General features: G+C 28.8%; 13 protein-coding genes. 6 read left to right on the forward strand and 7 right to left on the reverse strand.

Translation table 11 applies throughout. The features are described 5' to 3' along the window. Positions 1-61 precede the first annotated feature (61 nt). The 5 genes from SHK09_RS13290 to SHK09_RS13310 all read left to right on the forward strand — a co-directional run bounded on the left by SHK09_RS13290 (position 62) and on the right by SHK09_RS13310 (position 5,164). Complete coding sequence (locus SHK09_RS13290) at positions 62-1,459, forward strand: HAMP domain-containing sensor histidine kinase (protein WP_319811273.1); 1,398 nt, start codon at positions 62-64, stop codon at positions 1,457-1,459. Beyond that, positions 1,459-2,154 (forward strand): response regulator transcription factor, encoded by a 696-nt coding sequence (locus tag SHK09_RS13295; protein ID WP_319811274.1) that lies wholly within the window; start codon positions 1,459-1,461, stop codon positions 2,152-2,154. The genes SHK09_RS13290 and SHK09_RS13295 overlap by 1 nt, the downstream gene beginning before the upstream one ends. A gap of 105 nt (positions 2,155-2,259) precedes the next feature. Beyond that, on the forward strand, positions 2,260-2,832 hold the full coding sequence (locus SHK09_RS13300; RefSeq protein WP_319811275.1) for a hypothetical protein: 573 nt from the start codon (positions 2,260-2,262) through the stop codon (positions 2,830-2,832). A 183-nt stretch (positions 2,833-3,015) separates the two neighbouring features. Further along, a complete protein-coding gene (locus tag SHK09_RS13305) occupies positions 3,016-4,329 on the forward strand; it encodes a dihydrolipoamide acetyltransferase family protein (protein ID WP_319811276.1) in 1,314 nt (437 codons plus the stop codon). A 100-nt stretch (positions 4,330-4,429) separates the two neighbouring features. Next, positions 4,430-5,164 (forward strand): DUF6263 family protein, encoded by a 735-nt coding sequence (locus SHK09_RS13310; protein ID WP_319811277.1) that lies wholly within the window; start codon positions 4,430-4,432, stop codon positions 5,162-5,164. Positions 5,165-5,238: 74 nt separating this feature from the next. Here SHK09_RS13310 and SHK09_RS13315 read toward each other — a convergent pair whose 3' ends face one another. The 7 genes from SHK09_RS13315 to tsaD all read right to left on the reverse strand — a co-directional run bounded on the left by SHK09_RS13315 (position 5,239) and on the right by tsaD (position 13,088). Next, positions 5,239-5,925: a GNAT family N-acetyltransferase gene (locus SHK09_RS13315; RefSeq protein WP_319811278.1), complete on the reverse strand. Its 687-nt coding sequence runs from the start codon at positions 5,923-5,925 to the stop codon at positions 5,239-5,241. 66 nt (positions 5,926-5,991) lie between these two features. Further along, on the reverse strand, positions 5,992-7,629 hold the full coding sequence (locus SHK09_RS13320; protein WP_319811279.1) for a 2-oxo acid dehydrogenase subunit E2: 1,638 nt from the start codon (positions 7,627-7,629) through the stop codon (positions 5,992-5,994). 3 nt (positions 7,630-7,632) lie between these two features. After that, the gene (gene pdhA, locus SHK09_RS13325; protein WP_319811280.1) at positions 7,633-8,622 is read right to left on the reverse strand and encodes a pyruvate dehydrogenase (acetyl-transferring) E1 component subunit alpha; all 990 of its coding nucleotides are present in this window, start codon (positions 8,620-8,622) and stop codon (positions 7,633-7,635) included. Between the two features lie 129 nt (positions 8,623-8,751). After that, a complete protein-coding gene (locus tag SHK09_RS13330; protein WP_319811281.1) occupies positions 8,752-9,423 on the reverse strand; it encodes a hypothetical protein in 672 nt (223 codons plus the stop codon). 77 nt (positions 9,424-9,500) lie between these two features. Next, the gene (locus tag SHK09_RS13335) at positions 9,501-10,169 is read right to left on the reverse strand and encodes a M15 family metallopeptidase (protein WP_319811282.1); all 669 of its coding nucleotides are present in this window, start codon (positions 10,167-10,169) and stop codon (positions 9,501-9,503) included. Between the two features lie 34 nt (positions 10,170-10,203). Next, the gene (locus SHK09_RS13340) at positions 10,204-12,060 is read right to left on the reverse strand and encodes an LTA synthase family protein (protein ID WP_319811283.1); all 1,857 of its coding nucleotides are present in this window, start codon (positions 12,058-12,060) and stop codon (positions 10,204-10,206) included. 2 nt (positions 12,061-12,062) lie between these two features. Further along, positions 12,063-13,088, reverse strand: a complete 1,026-nt coding sequence (gene tsaD, locus SHK09_RS13345; protein WP_319811284.1) for a tRNA (adenosine(37)-N6)-threonylcarbamoyltransferase complex transferase subunit TsaD — start codon at positions 13,086-13,088, stop codon at positions 12,063-12,065. A 263-nt stretch (positions 13,089-13,351) separates the two neighbouring features. On the opposite strand from tsaD, the gene SHK09_RS13350 reads away from it, so the two are divergent. Further along, positions 13,352-17,719 carry a translocation/assembly module TamB domain-containing protein gene (locus SHK09_RS13350; protein ID WP_319811285.1) on the forward strand — a complete coding sequence of 1,456 codons (4,368 nt, stop codon included), beginning with the start codon at positions 13,352-13,354 and terminating at the stop codon, positions 17,717-17,719. The last annotated feature ends 210 nt before the right edge of the window (positions 17,720-17,929 follow it).

The following is a 17,929-nucleotide window of genomic DNA, read 5'->3' on the forward strand; positions in this document are numbered from 1 at the left end:
TAATGCTAGGTTAATGCTGCATTTTTTTCTTGATAAGAAAAAGGAATTCTTATTTTTGAAAATGCGCAAAAAAATTAAACTTCTAATTATTGCCTCTATTTTAGGCTTGTTATCACTTTCTTTAGTTCAGGGTTACTTAATTAATAATACTTATAAATTAAAAAAAGACGTTTTTATTTCTGAAACAAAGAAATCTATTTCTAGAATAGATGACGTATCACCAAGTTTAGATTCTATTAATGATGTTTGGCAAAATTACTTTTTAAATGTTGTAGCAGATTATTATGTGAAAAAGATTTCTAAAGAAGATGTTTTAATTATGTTGCATAAAAAAACAGATTCTATTAATAATTCTTACATAGAAAATTATCAAAAGGAAATTGAATCAAAAAACATTGGTTATAATTTAAAGTTTCAAAAAAAAGTTAAAACAATTATTCTTTTAGATAGTTTAGGTGTTAAAAATGATACCCTTTTTCAATCTGCAACAAAACCGTCTTTTCTTTTATTAGGTAAAAATTTTTCTAATAAAGATAGCCATAATGTAAGTAATTCTTTGTGGTTAACAGATCATAGTTTTGTAAGAGAAATAAACGGAAAAAGAAAATCTGTAACTTTTAATTTGCAATTTCAAACAGAAGATAGAATGAATATTGATGGTTGGGAGAAAATTGTTTTTAGAAGAATGACAAGTTTATTAATACTATCTGTTATTATATTTTTATTTGTTTTTGGGCTTTTATATTATTCAATTAAAAATTTAATTACTCAAAAGAAAATAGCAGATATTAAAACTGATTTTGTAAATAATATTACGCACGAATTAAAAACACCTTTGTCTACTTTAACGTTAGCAACCAAAATGCTAAAGAAAGAAGAAATAAAAATGCAACCAAAAGTTATAGAAAATACAATAAATACTATTGAAAGACAAAATATTCGTTTACAGAAATTGATAGATGAAGTGTTGAATAATTCATTAGGTTACCAAGAAATTAAATTGAACAAGGAAACTGTAAACGCTAGCGATTATTTGAATATGATTGTAGATGATTTTCAGCTTTCTTTAGATTCGAAAGAAATAACTTTTAACAAAAATATTATAATAAATGCAGAAATAATAATTGATAAATTTTACTTTACTACTGCTGTTTTGAATATTCTAGAAAATGCAGTTAAATATGGAAAAGATAATTTAAATATTGATATAAATGTAGATGCTAAAAAGGATTTTACAATTTCAATTAAAGATAATGGAATTGGAATTCCAAAAAAGCATCTAGCATTTTTGTTTGATAAATTTTATAGAGTGGGTAATAAAGAAGTGCATAATGTAAAAGGTCTAGGATTAGGTTTATATTATACACATCAAATTATAAAAGCACACAAAGGCGAGGTTTTTGTTGAAAGTGAAGAGAATAAAGGAAGTACTTTTACTGTTATAATACCCGTAAAATAATGAAGACAAACAAGCACGTTTTATTAGCGGAAGATGATATTGATTTTGGTAGTATTTTGAAACAGTATTTAGAAATGTCTGGTTTTTCTGTAAAATGGACAAAAGATGGTGAAGAAGCTCTACATGTTTTTGCAAATAATAATTTTGATATTTGCGTCTTAGATGTGATGATGCCAAAACTAGATGGATTTTCTTTAGCAGAAAAAATAATTAAAATAAACCCAGAAATTCCATTTATCTTCTTGACCGCAAGAAAAATGAAAGAAGATAAATTAAAGGGTTTAAAATTGGGAGCAGACGATTATATAGTAAAACCTTTTGAAGCAGATGAATTGGTTTTACGTCTAAATAATATTTTAAAAAGAACTCAAAAAGTATCAACTTTAATAATTAAAGATGAAGTTTTTAATATTGGCAATTACCAATTAAATACTAAAAGATTAGAGTTAAAAATTAATGGTACAATTCTAAAGCTTACAGAAAAAGAAGGAGAATTAATTCTTTTTTTATACGAACATAAAAATCAAGTATTAAAAAGAGAAGAAATTTTAAAAGCTGTTTGGCAAAATGATGATTTTTTTACGGGCAGAAGTATGGATGTTTTTATTAGTAGAATACGTAAGTATTTTAAAGGAGATAACTCAATTTCTATAAAAAGTACTAGGGGAATTGGCTTAGAGTTTAAGGTAGGTTAAAATGATTTCTAATTAACGTTAATCGAAAGTTAACGGTTTATAATTCTTTTTTTTTTGTCATTTTCGTAGATACATTTGTCTCATAATAATTTAAAAAACAACATTATGAAACACATTATTTTAGCAACAGTTATTAGTCTTTTTACAATTAGTAGTCTATTCTCACAGGTTACTCCAAAACCACCAAAAACACCAGAAATTACTTCAACAACAAAAAGCAGCTCGTATTCCTTTTCTTTTGATACAGATAATAAAGAAAAAAACTCATCAATATCAATAAAAAGAAATAATAATATCTACAAGCTTACAGCAAGGTTTAATGAAAGTAAAACAGGAGTTCTTAAAAAGTTATTAGTAGATAAATTAGGCAATTCTAATCTTAGAGTTTCTGGAGATAAATATATATGGACAAAAATTAAAAATGGAAATAAATTATACGAATGTAAATTAACAGAGAATACATTAAAAATATATGCAGATAAAGAGTTTTCTAATTCTAAAACTCTTGAAGTAATGAATGCTTTGGGAGATGAGGTTAAAGATCTAATTTCTGGTTCAGATTCTAAAGAAGATGCGAAAAGAATAGCAGAAAGAGAATTAATTACTGCAGAAAAGGAATTAGTAAGAGCAAAAAATGAATTAGAAAAAGTGCGAAGAAGTTTAATTAAAAATAATTAATTTGTTGTCAAATATTTAAAAAATAAGATAAAAACTGAGTTATATTAAATATAATTCAGTTTTATTTTTTTTTATTGTGAATAGTTTAAAATAACTTTTTTATTAATTACAATTTTCACTTGCTTTTTTTGATGTAAAATGAATGAATTTTAGTACTTTTGCATTCTGTAAAATCAGATATAAATGGCGAGATTTGAATTGAAATTACCTAAAATGGGGGAAAGTGTTGCAGAAGCAACGATAACTTCTTGGTTAAAAGAAGTTGGAGATACCGTTGAATTGGATGAAGCTGTGGTAGAAATTGCTACAGATAAAGTAGATTCTGAAGTGCCTTCTGAAGTAGAAGGAACTTTGGTAGAGATTTTATATCAAAAAGATGACGTAGTTGCTGTTGGAGAAACTATTGCAATAATAGAGATTGAAGGTGAAGGTTCTGAAACTATAAAAGTGGAAACTAGCAAACCAGCAGAAAACTCTAAAGTTGATGAGGTTGAAAAAACGATTGAAAAAGCTGTAGAGGTTGTTTCAACTCCAATATCTAAAAATTCTGATTCGGGTAAATTTTATTCACCCTTAGTTAGAAATATAGCTCAAACAGAAAATATTTCTATGGAAGAATTAGAAAATATTTCTGGTTCTGGTAAAGATGGTAGAGTTACTAAAGAAGATATTTTATTATATATTGAGAATGGAAAACCGACTGCTAAAACTGCTAAAGTAGTTGAAGAAAAGGTTTCTAAACCAATTAAGAAAGAAGAACAAAAAGTAGTTACAGCTTCTGTAAATGGACAAGATGAAGTCATAGAAATGACCAGAATGGGGAAATTAATCTCTAAACACATGGTTAATTCTATACAAACTTCTGCACATGTACAGTCTTTTATAGAAATAGATGTAACAAATATTGTAAGATGGAGAACTAAAGTTAAAGATGCATTCTTTAAAAGAGAAGGTCAGAAATTAACTTTTACACCAATTTTAATGCATGCTGTTGCAGCTACAATAAAAAAATATCCAATGATTAATATTGCTATTGATGGTGATAATATCATTAAAAAGAAAAATATTAATTTAGGTATGGCAGCTGCTTTACCAGATGGTAATTTAATTGTACCTGTTATTAAAAACGCAGATCAATTAAATTTAGTAGGAATGACTAAAGCTGTGAATGATTTAGCTGTAAGAGCTAGAAATAATCAATTAAAGCCAGATGATATTCAAGGTGGAACATACACTGTAACAAATGTTGGTAGTTTTGGTTCTGTTACAGGAACTCCTATTATTAACCAACCAGAAGTTGCTATTTTAGCATTAGGTGCTATTAGAAAAGTACCCGCTGTAATAGAGACGCCAGAAGGAGATTTTATTGGAATTAGGCAGACAATGTTTGTTTCGCACTCTTATGACCATAGAGTTGTTAATGGCGCTTTAGGTGGTATGTTTATTAAAACTTTAAAAGATATCTTAGAATCTTGGGATGTAAATCAAGATTTCTAATATTAATTTCATATAATTTTTAAAACGCTCGAATTTTTCGAGCGTTTTTTTGTTTCAAATCGTTATTTTCGTAGCTCATAAATCAATAAAAATTTAAAAAATGAAAAAATTGTTATTCTTATTTGTGTTAGCAACAACTTTTAATGCTATTTCACAAGAATCTGTATTATTAAGAGCTAATTATAAAAAAGGTGATGTTTTACTTGTAAAGTTAGATCAATCTCAAGACATGGGTGCACAAGGTGGTGTAGACATGAAAATGACTATGAATATGGTTGTGACTAGTAGAGTAGGAGATACTATTTCTACAGAGTCTAAAATTAAAACTATAGATATGAACATGCTTCAAGGTGGTATGGCTATGAGTTTTAATTCTTCTATGAAAGAAGAAGATTTAGATGAAATGGGTAAAATGATGAAGAAACAGTTCGATCCAATGATGAAAGCTAATATTCTTTCTAAAATGTCTACCGATGGTGATATTATAGAAACTAGAGTTGAGCCATCTAACCCAGCTATGGATCAGTTTACAAAGCAGGCTAAAGGTGTAAAATATCCAAAAGAAAAAATTTCTGTTGGTTCTACTTGGTCAGACGAAACAAACGAACAAGGAATGAATGTAAAAACTGTTTATACGGTTTCTAAAATAGAAGCAGGAAAAGTATATATAGATATTACAGGAAGCGTTTCTGGTGTTGGAACAGGAGATGTAACAGGAAACTTAATAGTTGATATTAAGACAGGGATACAAGATACTGCTAACATAAAAATGGCTTTAAGTGCAAACGGAATAGACATGAAAATTTCTACAAAGAGCACTACGACTAAAATATAATTATAATAATTTATTTTTATAATTAAAAAAGCCTTGAGATTTTCTCAAGGCTTTTTTTTTCTTATTTAGTGATATTACTTTCTTCGGAATAACCACCAATTCATATCGCGGGTTAATCTATAACCTAATTTTTCATAAAGAGGAATAGCAGAGTTTCCTTTGTTTGTGTGTAATATAGGTAGTTTATTCTCCTTTAAAATTTCTTTTGTAGTATATGCAACAAGTTGTTTAGCATATCCTTTTCTTGTGTAATCTGGGTGTGTAACAACAGAGCTTACTTCTATAAAATCTTCTGTTTGCATTCTTTGGCCAGTTATAGATACCAGTTTATTGTTTTTAAAAATCCCAAAGAACTTCCCCATTTTAAAACCTTTTTTTTGATAAAACCCAGGCATTACTAACCAGATTAAGTTGTAAACTTCATCTATATGACTTTCTGTTAGTAAGACAATATCTTCTGTAATATTAATTTCTGGAAGTTTTTCTAGCACCATTTGACAACCTTCTATTTTTCTCTCTAGAACAACATAATCTGTATCTATTGTTGGTATTTGTTTTTCTGAGACTAAAAAGAATCTTTCTGCTATTTTTGCATATTCATTTAATGCGCTTGCAGTTTTACTTTCATAAAAAAACGAACCAAATATGCAAATATCTGGTTGGTAGAATTGAGTGCCATCATAGGTTATAAGAAACTTATTGTGAGTTTCATCTAGGGAATACCAAACAGGGTTTTTTAGTTTTTCTTCTAATTTTTTCATTAAAATAAATATATAAAAAAAGCTCGCAAATTGCGAGCTTTTTTATGAAATATAGTTTTATAAAACTTATGCCAACATAGTAACAGGGTTTTCTATAAACGTTTTTAATGTTTGTAAGAATTGTGCACCTACAGCGCCATCAACAGTTCTGTGATCGCAAGTTAAAGTTAATTTCATTGTATTACCAACAACTATTTGTCCGTCTTTAACAACTGGTTTTTGTACAATTGCACCAACAGATAATATTGCTGAGTTAGGTTGGTTTATTATAGAGTTAAAATTTTCTATACCAAACATACCTAAGTTAGAAACAGTAAAAGTACTTCCTTGCATATCTGCAGGAGCTAATTTTTTGTTTCTTGCTTTACCAGCTAAATCTCTAACCCCAGCACCAATTTGAGTTAAACTTAATTGATCTGTGTATTTTATAACAGGTACTAATAAACCATCATCTACAGCTACAGCAACACCTACGTGTATATGACTGTGATAAATTGTGTTTGCATCTGTCCAAGATGTGTTTACTTGTGGATGTTTTTTTAATGCCATCGCACATGCTTTTACAACTAAGTCGTTAAATGATACTTTTGTTTCTGGAATTGCATTTATAGTTTTTCTAGAAGCCATTGCATTGTCCATATCAACTTCAATATTTAAACTGAAATCTGGTGCAGTGAATTTAGAATTACCTAAAGATTTTGCAATTGCTTTACGCATTTGAGAATTCTTAACTTCTTCAGAGCTTTCTACGTTAGAAGAAGCAGTAGTTGTAGCAGCAGGAGCCGCCTCTACTTTTACTGAAGGTGTATAGTTTTCTACATCTTTTTTTATGATTCTTCCGTTTTCACCAGAACCATTTAAATCTGCTAAATTAATTCCTTTATCAGAAGCAATTTTTTTAGCTAATGGAGAAGCAAAAATACGTCCGTTAGAAGTATTGTTAGACGCAACAACTGTTTTTGTCTCTTCTACTTTTTCCGAAGATTTTTCTACTTTTTTATCTTCTTTTTTTTCTGAAGTTACAGTAGGTTCATCTGAAGAAGCAGCGCCACCATTTGCAACAATTGCAGACACATCGGTTCCTGCAGGACCAATAATAGTTAATAAACTATCTACTGGTGCAGTTTCTCCTTCTTGTACACCAATGTATAAGATTGTTCCTTCATAGAAACATTCAAATTCCATTGTTGCTTTGTCTGTTTCAATTTCAGCAAGCATATCACCTTCTTGTACAGCGTCTCCAACTTTTTTTAACCATGTTGCCACAGTTCCATCAGTCATAGTATCGCTTAAACGAGGCATTGTTATTACTTCAACTCCATTAGGAATAGCAACAGAATTTTCAGAAGCGTTAACTTCTGTTGTAGTTTCTTCTTTTGCTACTTCTTCTTCTTCTTCTTTTTTTTCTTTAACTTCTGTTTTATCAGATTCGTTACTACCGCTTATAATAGCAGAAATATCTTCACCTTCTTCACCAATTATGGCTAATAAAACATCAACAGGAGAAGTTTCTCCTTCTTTAATACCTACATATAATAGAGTTCCTTCGTAGAAAGACTCAAATTCCATAGTAGCTTTGTCAGTTTCAATTTCAGCTAAAATATCACCTTCCTCAACTTTATCACCAACATTTTTTAACCATTTTGCCACAACACCTTCTTCCATGGTGTCGCTTAGTCTGGGCATATTTATAATTGTAGCCATATCTTAACTTATAAAAGGATAATCTTCTTGTTCATATACCATATCATACATTTGCTGAACTTCTGGATAAGGAGAATCTTCTGCGAACTTTTCACATTCATTAACTCTATCTTTTACATCCTTAACAATTGCTGCTATTTCATCTTCTGTAGCGTAGTTGTTTTCTTTAATGATATCTAAAACTTGCGTAATAGGATCAATTTTTTTGTATTCTTCAACTTCGTCTTTTGTTCTATAATGCTGTGCATCAGACATAGAATGACCTCTATATCTATATGTTTTCATTTCTAAGAAAGTTGGTCCATCTCCACGTCTTGCTCTTTGAATTGCTTCATCAATTGCTTCAGCAACCTTTATTGGGTTCATTGCATCAACTGGTCCACAAGGCATTTCGTAACCTAAACCAAGCTTCCAAATATCTGTATGATTGGCAGTTCTTTCTACAGAAGTTCCCATTGCATAACCGTTATTTTCAACAATAAAAATTACTGGTAATTTCCATAGCATAGCCATATTAAAAGCTTCGTGCAAAGAACCTTGTCTTGCAGCACCATCACCAAAACAGGTTAATGTTACAGCATCACTTCCTTTATACTTATCTCCAAATGCCAAACCTGCACCTAAAGGTATTTGTCCACCAACAATACCATGACCACCATAAAAACCAAATTCTTTAGAAAAGATATGCATAGAACCACCCATTCCTTTAGATGTTCCTGTTACTTTTCCATATAATTCTGCCATCACCTTTTTAGGATCTTCTCCCATACCAATTGGTTGCACGTGATTTCTGTAAGCAGTAATCATCTTATCTTTAGACAAGTCCATTGCATGCAATGCACCTGCTAAAATTGCTTCTTGACCATTGTATAAGTGCAAGAAACCTCTTACTTTCTGTTGAATGTAAACTGAGGCTAATTTGTCTTCGAATTTACGCCAAAAAAGCATGTCTTTGTACCAATCTAAGTAGGTCTGTTTGGTGATTTTTTTCATACTAGTGATAATTGTTTGTTGAGATTATTTGGTTTTAATTTTTAATAATCGAAATACAAAAATAACTTTTTTAAGTAGAATAAAAAAAAATGATTTTAGAGATTTAACTCAATCGATTTCGTTGACTATTTATTTGTCTTTAGCAATGACTAATGTTGCCTTTGCATCTGTTGCTAAATTCCATTCATTAGAAGAAAGTAACATACCTGCATCATTATATACTTTAAATGCTGCTGTGTTTGGGCCAGAAGTACCTTGGTTTAAAGCTACAAAAGAAATTTTATTAATACCTATTTCTAAAGGAATTGTAAAACTCTGATACCTTTTTTTTAAGATAATGTTTGTTACAACCGGTATGTTATTAACCATTATTGTAACTCTATCTCCATCAGGGTATTGAAAATCTCTACAAATAATATTTACACTAGCAGAATTTGTTCTAAAACTACCCAAATCTTGGTCTATTACAGGATAAATATATTGGCCGTTTATTTTTTTAAAAGCTTTTAAAAAACGAGCTTCACTCAATTGTTTTTTAGAAATAATTCCTTTATTATTTAAGTTATCTTCGTCTTGTTTTTCTTTTAATTTTTCTTGCTCTTTGTCATAAGCTTTTTTAAAACCGTTATTTCCATTTAGTTCAATAGATGTAGGTTTTTCAATTACTTTAGAGTTGCTTAAAACCACCGCTTTTATTTTACCCTTTTCATTTGTGCCATTATTTTTATCTAATTGAGCAAAGAAAGTAGTTGTAAATAATAGGCAAATAATAAAAGTAAAAAATTTAATTTTATGTTTCATATAGATTAGTTTCTAGCTATTTAAAGCAAATATAATGCCGATTTAAAATGAAATTGTTTAGAATTTGTTAAAACTTACTAATTAATTAGAAAATTAAAATATGTCTTAGGAAAAGGTTCTTTTTTTAGTGTAAAATGCCACCATTCATTTTTGTAAGGATTAAAGCCGTTATCTACCATTACCTTGCGAAGCAACATTCTATTTTGTTTTTCTATTTTTGTAATACTCTGGTTGAATGGGTGAGATTTTATTCCGAAGAAATCATAAGGACTTCCCATGTTTAATTCTTTATTTGTTTTAGTATTTACAATTGTTAAATCTACAGTACTACCTCTAGAATGACCAGATTTTGAAGCAATATAACCTTTTTTAAAAAGTGTTGACTTTGCTACATTTGGGTAGTATTCTTTTTTCATTAAGGTGTCATTTAAAACTCTTGCCCATTTTACAAAATGATTTACAGCTTGTTGTGGTCTATAGGCATCAAAAATTTTAAGACTTAATTCTTTTTTTAATAATTCTTGTTGAATTTTTTTTAATAAAACAGCCGTTTCTTTAGTTATAATAACGCAATTACTTTTATAACCTTCAATTGGTTTTCCTATAAAGTTATTGTTAGATAGGTAGCGTAACTCTACTTTTATAGAAGGAGCTATGTCTTCTAAATAAACAAAACCCTTAGGAAGATCTTGTGCTTTAAATATAAAACTTGTAAGTAATAAGGTAGTGAAAAATATTTTCTTCATAAAATCAAAAATAAAGAAAATGGCTGATATTAAATTACTTTCTATCTAAAAAATCTTGATAAGAATCTTGTGTTATCGCTTTTCCTAAAGAATCTAGTTTGTTTGCATCTTTACCATATTTTACAATTGATTTTCTATTTACGTAATCGAATAAATAAAAACTGTTTTTGGTAAGTGTGCCAAATCCCTTATTAAAAACATAATGTGCATATTGGTCTTCTGAAGTATTAAAAAGATTTTTACCGAATTTAAAATTAGAATTATCACCTTTTAACAAGTCTAATAAAGTGTACGAAAAGTCTACTTGACTGGTAATATTATCTATTTTTATTGATTTTTTATTTAGAGCTCCACCTAACCAAAGCATTGGGATTCTAAATTTTTTAGGAGAAAAGTATTCGCCTTCATGTTTTGGAGAACTATGGCCGTGATCTGCCATAATTACAATTAATGTATTCTTGTACCAGTCTTGTTTTTTTGCAAAAGTGATAAATTCTCCAATAACTTTGTCTGTATAAGCATGAGAGCTTCTAAATAAATTATCCTGAGAGTCTTTTCCAAACTTATAAGTATCATTTAGTTCATAAGGCTCATGACTAGTTGAAGTTAATGCAATTTTAAAAAAAGGTTTGTTCTGTTTTGTTGATAAATCTTTTGAAAAACGCTTCATAAAAACATCATCAAAAGCACCCCATTTAGAGTTCCAATCTTTTTTGTCAAACTCACTACCATCTATAATTTCTGATACTTCTGCATTTCTTAAATAGGTATTCATATTCCCGAAATTTAGATCGCCACCATAATAAAAAGAAGTTTTGTATCCCAAAGCATTCATTTGTTTTGGTAGCATTGGTAAACTTCTTGTTTTGTTTGGCATTCGCATTATTTTTTTAACAGGCTGAGGGTAATAGCCACTTAAAATTGCAGGAATTCCTTTGTCTGTTCTATCTCCATTTCCATAGAAATTAGTAAATAAAATACCTTCTTTAGAGAGTCTGTTTAGGTTTTCTGTAACGTTTGCTTCCCCATCAAGAGAACCAACAACTTTAGCTGTTAAACTTTCCCAAATAATTAGAATTACATTTGGTTTCGAGGTGTTTAAAATAGAATCTGTAGTTGCTTCTAAAAGTGTATTTCTTGTGTTGTTAATAATATTTTTTGCAGTTTCAGCATCGAAAGACTTATAAATGTTGGTGTTGCCAGTTCTATGTGTAAGTGTATTAGAGAAATTCCATATAAAATTAATAGCAGCATGATTTGCAAACATTTTATTAGAGAAGTAAACGTTACTTTGGTTTACTGGTATTTCTTGAAAACCACCTCTAATAGGAATTATAAGAGCAGCAGTTATCAATAAAAAAAGTGGTGCTTGAAGCTTGTTTTCTAAATTTAATTTTTTAATATTTTTATTGATATATTTTTTAAATATTTTAATAAATATAAAAGAAGTTACAAACCAAAATAGAAGGCCAAAAATCATTTGAAAAGTAGACACAGAAGCAATCATAACTTCTGGTGTGTCTATATATGCGAATAAAGTAGTGTCTATACGAACGCCCCAAGATTCATATAAACTAGCATCAATAATTAATAATAAGGTAATTATTATTATTAGCGTATAAGAATACCATTTTGTAATGTTTCCAATTTTATTTGGGTTTATAAATATCGAAAAAACAAGTAATAAAAAAGGAATTAAACAGAGGTAAGCAGCAAAAGAAATGTCTAATCGTAAACCATATAAAAAGGTTTTTATAGAAGTATTAAAGCCTAACTCTTGGGTCTTATCAAAATAGAAAAGTAAGAAAAATAAACGAGCAAAAAGAAAATAACCAATCCATAAAAGAAAGTAGTAGAAATTAAATAAAAGTCTGTTTTTTAAATTTTTCATTATTACTCGGTAACTTTTAAACGTGCTTTTGCTGTTACAGAAACATCTGCATAATCTTTATTTAGATATTTTAAATATCCTGTAATTGCAATCATTGCAGCATTGTCTGTTGTAAATTCAAATTTAGGCACGTAGGTTGTCCAACCAAAATGTTTTTCGGCTAGTTCTAATCGATTTCTAATTTCAGAATTTGCAGAAACACCACCTGCAATAGCAATATGTTTTATATTGGTGTGTTTAACAGCATTTTTTAATTTGTCCATTAAAATTTCTACAATTGTAAATTGTATAGAAGCGCAAATATCATTTAAGTTTTCTTCAATAAAATTAGGGTTAATTCTCTGTTGTTTCTGAATAAAATAGAGAATTCCTGTTTTTAATCCGCTAAAACTAAAATCTAAATCGCCAACTTTTGGCTTTGTAAATTTATACGCTTTCGAATTTCCTAATTTTGCATGCTTGTCTATTAAAGGTCCACCTGGGTATGGTAAGCCTAAAATTTTGGCAGATTTATCAAAGGCTTCTCCAACAGCATCATCTATTGTTTCTCCTAAGATTTCCATTTTAAAATGATCTGTAACTTTTACAATTTGTGTGTGTCCGCCACTTATAGTTAAACAGATAAAAGGAAATGTTGGTATTTTACTGTCTTCATCTTCTATAAAATGTGCTAAAATATGAGCTTGCATATGATTTATATCTAACAAAGGGATATCTAAACCTAAAGCTAAAGATTTTGCAAAAGAAGTACCTACTAGTAAAGAACCCATTAAACCAGGACCTTTTGTAAAAGCAATTGCAGACAATTTTTCTTTTGTAATGTTTGCTTGTTCTAAAGCTTGTTGTACTACTGGTACAATGTTTTGTTGGTGAGCTCTAGAAGCTAATTCTGGTACAACACCACCATATTTAGAATGTACTTCTTGGTTGGCAACGACATTGCTTAACACTTTTCCGTCGCAAATTACAGACGCGCTAGTATCGTCACAAGAAGATTCTATACCTAAAATATAAACAGGTGTTTTCATGAGTTAGAAGAAAATAGATTTTTAGCAAAATTAAGTATAATTTTAGGTTGATTTTCCTTTTTTTAAGAATAGAAATTTAATTCTTTGTTAAAATTGCACGTTCTTTGTAATACGTGGCAATATTTTTGATTAAATTCCTTTAAATATTGTGAATAATACTAAAACATATCGTCATTAAAACATTAGGAAAGAAAATATTAAAATGGTTAGGGTACATAGTGCTCTTTCTACTGTTAGTTAGTATTTTACTTTCTACCTCCTTTGTGCAAACAAAGTTAGGTAACTACGCTACAAATAAAATTAATGAAGACTTTGGTACCAATTTAAGTATTGGTAAAGTAAACCTATCCTTTTTAGGAAGTATAGTCTTAAAAGATGTTGAAATTAGAGACCATCATAAAGATACTTTAATATTTGTAAAAAAATTAAGCACCTCTTTATTAAATGCGAAAAAAGTTCTGAATAGTGAACTTCTATTTGATGCTATAACTTTAGAAGATGGTTATTATTATATGAAAACCTATAAAGGTGAAGCAGATGATAATATGGCTATTTTTATAGATAGTTTTAAAAGTGATACACCAAAAGATTCTTTAGCGTCACCTTTTACTCTAAAAGCAGACAATGTTTATGTAGAAAATTTAGATTTTAAACTTATAAATGAAAACAACAAAACACCCTTAAGTTTTTCTGCAACAAACATTGGTGGTAATGCCCAAGATTTGGCTATTATTGGGGCTGACTTTTCTACAAATGCAAGAGGTTTATACTTTAGAACCAACCAAGGTTTGCAGGTAACTAATTTAACTACCAATTATAAGTTTACCAAAACGGCAATGAATTTTGATAATACCAAACTAGAAACAGAAAGCTCTAGTGTTATTGGTAATATACTTTTTACATACAAAAGAGAAGATTTAATTAATTTTAATGATAAAGTAAATATTACAGCAAATTTTGAAAAGAGTACCTTAAAAGTACAAGATTTAAAAAAGTTTTATAAAGAATTAAATGGTAGTGATGTAATTTCTTTTTCAGGTAAAATGAAAGGGAAATTAAATAATTTCGATTTAAATAACTTAAACTTATCAACCCAAAAAGGAATAAAATTAAAAGGAAATTTATCCTTTAAAAATGTTGTAAATACAGAAAGAGGCTTTGTTTTTAATGGAGATTTAACTAATTTAACTGCAACTTACAGCGAACTTAAAAATATATTGCCTAATTTATTAGGTAAAAATTTACCTTCAGAATTTGGTAAACTAGGTCAGTTTAGTATTAGAGGAAAAATAAATGTAACTCCTTCTAAAATGAAAGCTACTGTAGATTTGCAATCTCAAATTGGTAGTGTAATTTCAGATTTAGAAATTAATAATATAGATGAAATAGATACTGCGGCTTATATTGGTGATGTAGAGCTTTTAGATTTTAATATAGGTAAGTTTTTTAACGATCCTTTATTTGGAAAAGTGTCTTTAAAAGGAGCTGTAAATGGTAGTGGTTTTAAGTTAGAAAATATAAATACAAAGTTTGTAGGTAATATTTCTGAACTTAATTTTAATAGCTATACTTATAAAAATATTATTGCTAATGGGCAATATCAAAACAATAAGTTCGACGGAGATTTAGTTATTGACGATACTAATTTTAAGATGAAATTTAACGGATTAGCAGATTTATCATCTGAAGTACAAAAGTTCGATTTTAAGTCTGATATTTCTTATTTAAATTTAAAAGAAACCAACCTTTTTACAAGAGACACTATTTCTATTGTAAAAGGAAAAATAGAATTAGATATAGAAGGAAATACGTTAGATGATATTGTAGGAAAAGCAATCTTTAAAAATGTGTTATACACAAATCAGAAAAAAGAATATAGTTTTAAAGAATTTACGGTAACATCTTCTTTAAAAGATAGTATAAAAACCATAGATGTTGCTTCTAAAGATATTGCACAAGGTTATATAACAGGTAAATTTTCGTTTTCTGAATTACCAAAAGTTGCTCAAAATGCTTTGGGTAGTATTTATACAAACTACAAGCCTTATGAAGTTGCATCAAATCAGTTTTTAGATTTTAATTTTACTGTTTATAATCAGATTGTAAATGTATTTTTCCCTAAAGTATCTATAGATGATAAGACAAAAATTAAAGGAAAAATAAATTCAGATAAAGACCTTTTTCGTTTAAGTTTTAATTCACCAAGAATAGATGCTTACGGTACAGAAGTAAAGGTGATTTCATTAAGAACAGATAATAGTAACCCTCTTTATAATACATCTTTAACAGCAGACGAAGTACATACAGAATATTATAATATTTCTAAATTAAACTTATTAAATAGAACAGAAAATGATACACTGTATTTTAAGTCTATTTTTAAAGGTGGAGACAAGAAAAATGAAGACTTTAATCTCGATTTTTTCTACACCTTTAATCCTGAAGGAAAATCTGTTTTAGGTTTCGAAAAATCATCATTTATATTCAAAGAAAATACGTGGCACATAAACCCAGACGAAAAGAATACAGATAAAATTACATTCGATTTAAAAACGAATGAATTTAAGTTTAGTCAGTTTAAGTTAATTTCAGGAGAACAAAAAGTTCAATTTATAGGAGATTTAAAAGGTACAGAAGATAAAATTTTATTAGCAGATTTTACAAAAGTAAAACTTCAAAGTTTTTTACCAGTTATAGATAGTTTAGCTTTAAAAGGGGCACTTTCTGGTCATTTAGATTTTGTACAGACAAAAGGTACTTATGCTCCAGAAGGTTCTTTAACCGTTAGAGATTTTGAAGTAAACGATTTTAAACAAGGAGACTTATTTATCAATGTAAAGGGAGAGAATTCATACGAAAAATACAATGTAGATTTATCTATAGAGAATAAAGATGTTAAAAGTATTGCTGCAAGTGGTGTTTTAGATTTTTCAGCAAAAAGACCAATAATAGATTTAAATGTGTTTTTAGAAGAGTTTAAATTAGATGCATTTAGTCCTCTAGGACAAGATGTTTTATCTTCTTTAAGAGGAACAGCATCTGGTGATTTTACCCTAAGAGGCTTTTTAAGTAACCCAGATATGGAAGGAGTACTTCGACTTAAAAATGCGGGTTTAAAGTTTCCTTATTTAAATGTAGATTATGATTTCGAAGGAGAGTCTGTAATTACTTTACAGCAACAATCTTTTATTTTAGAAGACTTTAAATTATTAGATACTAAAAATAAAACAAAAGGTATTTTAAAAGGAGATATTTCTCATTTTAATTTTAAAAAATGGTTTTTAAGATTGAAAATAGAGAGCGATAATCTAATGGTTTTAGATACCGAAAATACAGAAGAAGCTTTGTATTACGGTACTGCGTTTATAGATGGTTCTGCAGATATTTTTGGTTTAACAGATAGATTAACTATCGAGTTTAATGCCAAAACAATGCCAGGAACTATTTTTGTACTTCCTTTAAAGGATGTAGAAACGGTAGATAGTTATAGTCTTATTCATTTTAAATCAGATGAAACAAAGGTAAAAGAGCGTCAAAAAGAAATTGCTTTAGAAGCTTTGAAAGGGCTTACTTTAAAAATTGATTTAGAAGTTACAAAGGATGCTATTGCACAGGTTGTAATTGATGAGGTTTATGGAAGTCAACTATCTGGTAGAGGATCTGGGAATCTTCAAATAGAAATTAACACTAGAGGGAAATTTAAAATGTTTGGGGATTATATTGTAGATAATGGTGTCTACGATTTTAAATATGGTGGCTTTGTAAACAAACCATTCGTAATTCAAAAAGGAGGAACCGTTTCTTGGAATGGAAACCCTGCAGACGCAAATTTAGATGTAACTGCAGTTTATAAAGCAAAAGCGAATCCTGGAGTTTTATTAGAGAATTTTAATTCGAATAGAAATATAGAGGTAGACTTAGTGGCTAGAATTACTGGAGGTTTATTTGATTCGAAACAAGAATTAGATATTCAACTAACAAATGTAGATCCTACAATTGCAAACGAATTAGAGTTTATTTTAAATGATAATAACGTAAATGAAAAAACAACTCAGTTTATTTCACTTTTAGCTTTTGGTAATTTTGCAAATCCAGATAAAGTTAATTTTGATGCAAATGCAACAATAACAAATACAGCTTCGAGTGCAATTGCAGCAGCTTTTTCTAGTCTTTTAAATAGTCCGGATAGTAAATTTCAATTAGGTGTAGATTATCAACAAGGGCAAAGTAATAGCGATTTAGATCGATTAAACACAGACAATCAAGTAGATTTATCTGTAAGTACACAAGTAAGTGAAAGGGTGGTAATTAATGGAAAAGTAGGTGTTCCCATTGGTACGCAAACACAATCTAGTGTTGTTGGTGAGGTAAAGGTTGAAGTTCTATTAAATAAAGAAGGTAGCTTTAGAGGTATTATTTTTAATAGGCAAAATGAAATTCAATATACAACAGAAGACCAAGGTTATACACAAGGTATTGGTTTGTCTTATCAAGTAAATTTTAACACACTTTCTGGTTTACTTAAAAAATTAGGTTTAAAGAAAAAGAAGAACTTAATTAAGCGAAAGAGTACCTCAAAAGACACTATTAAAACAAAGCTTAAAAAGCTTGATGATTTTGGTGGTAATTAAGATTTGTAGTTGAAACTATTCCTTAACAAATACCTTAATTTTAACTGATCTTATAAAGATGAAATCTCTTTTTAAAAGCTTTAAATTCCCTAGATTAAATAGCGTTAAAATACCTTAATATTTAGTTAAGCTGAGTAAAAAACCCTTTAAAATAAAGGGAGGAAAGGCTAAAACGATTTCGTAGATTTTTTTATTTAAATGCTTTAAAAA

Source organism: Polaribacter sp. PL03, assembly GCF_033875165.1.
In the GTDB taxonomy this organism is placed as follows: Bacteria; Bacteroidota; Bacteroidia; order Flavobacteriales; family Flavobacteriaceae; genus Polaribacter.

Excerpts from the sequence above, each read along its gene's own strand:
- SHK09_RS13290 (WP_319811273.1), top strand. The coding sequence starts at position 62 with ATGCGCAAAAAAATTAAACTTCTAATTATTGCCTCTATTTTAGGCTTG.
- SHK09_RS13295 (WP_319811274.1), top strand. The coding sequence starts at position 1,459 with ATGAAGACAAACAAGCACGTTTTATTAGCGGAAGATGATATTGATTTT.
- SHK09_RS13300 (WP_319811275.1), top strand. The coding sequence starts at position 2,260 with ATGAAACACATTATTTTAGCAACAGTTATTAGTCTTTTTACAATTAGT.
- SHK09_RS13305 (WP_319811276.1), top strand. The coding sequence starts at position 3,016 with ATGGCGAGATTTGAATTGAAATTACCTAAAATGGGGGAAAGTGTTGCA.
- SHK09_RS13310 (WP_319811277.1), top strand. The coding sequence starts at position 4,430 with ATGAAAAAATTGTTATTCTTATTTGTGTTAGCAACAACTTTTAATGCT.
- SHK09_RS13315 (WP_319811278.1), bottom strand. The coding sequence starts at position 5,925 with ATGAAAAAATTAGAAGAAAAACTAAAAAACCCTGTTTGGTATTCCCTA.
- SHK09_RS13320 (WP_319811279.1), bottom strand. The coding sequence starts at position 7,629 with ATGGCTACAATTATAAATATGCCCAGACTAAGCGACACCATGGAAGAA.
- pdhA (WP_319811280.1), bottom strand. The coding sequence starts at position 8,622 with ATGAAAAAAATCACCAAACAGACCTACTTAGATTGGTACAAAGACATG.
- SHK09_RS13330 (WP_319811281.1), bottom strand. The coding sequence starts at position 9,423 with ATGAAACATAAAATTAAATTTTTTACTTTTATTATTTGCCTATTATTT.
- SHK09_RS13335 (WP_319811282.1), bottom strand. The coding sequence starts at position 10,169 with ATGAAGAAAATATTTTTCACTACCTTATTACTTACAAGTTTTATATTT.
- SHK09_RS13340 (WP_319811283.1), bottom strand. The coding sequence starts at position 12,060 with ATGAAAAATTTAAAAAACAGACTTTTATTTAATTTCTACTACTTTCTT.
- tsaD (WP_319811284.1), bottom strand. The coding sequence starts at position 13,088 with ATGAAAACACCTGTTTATATTTTAGGTATAGAATCTTCTTGTGACGAT.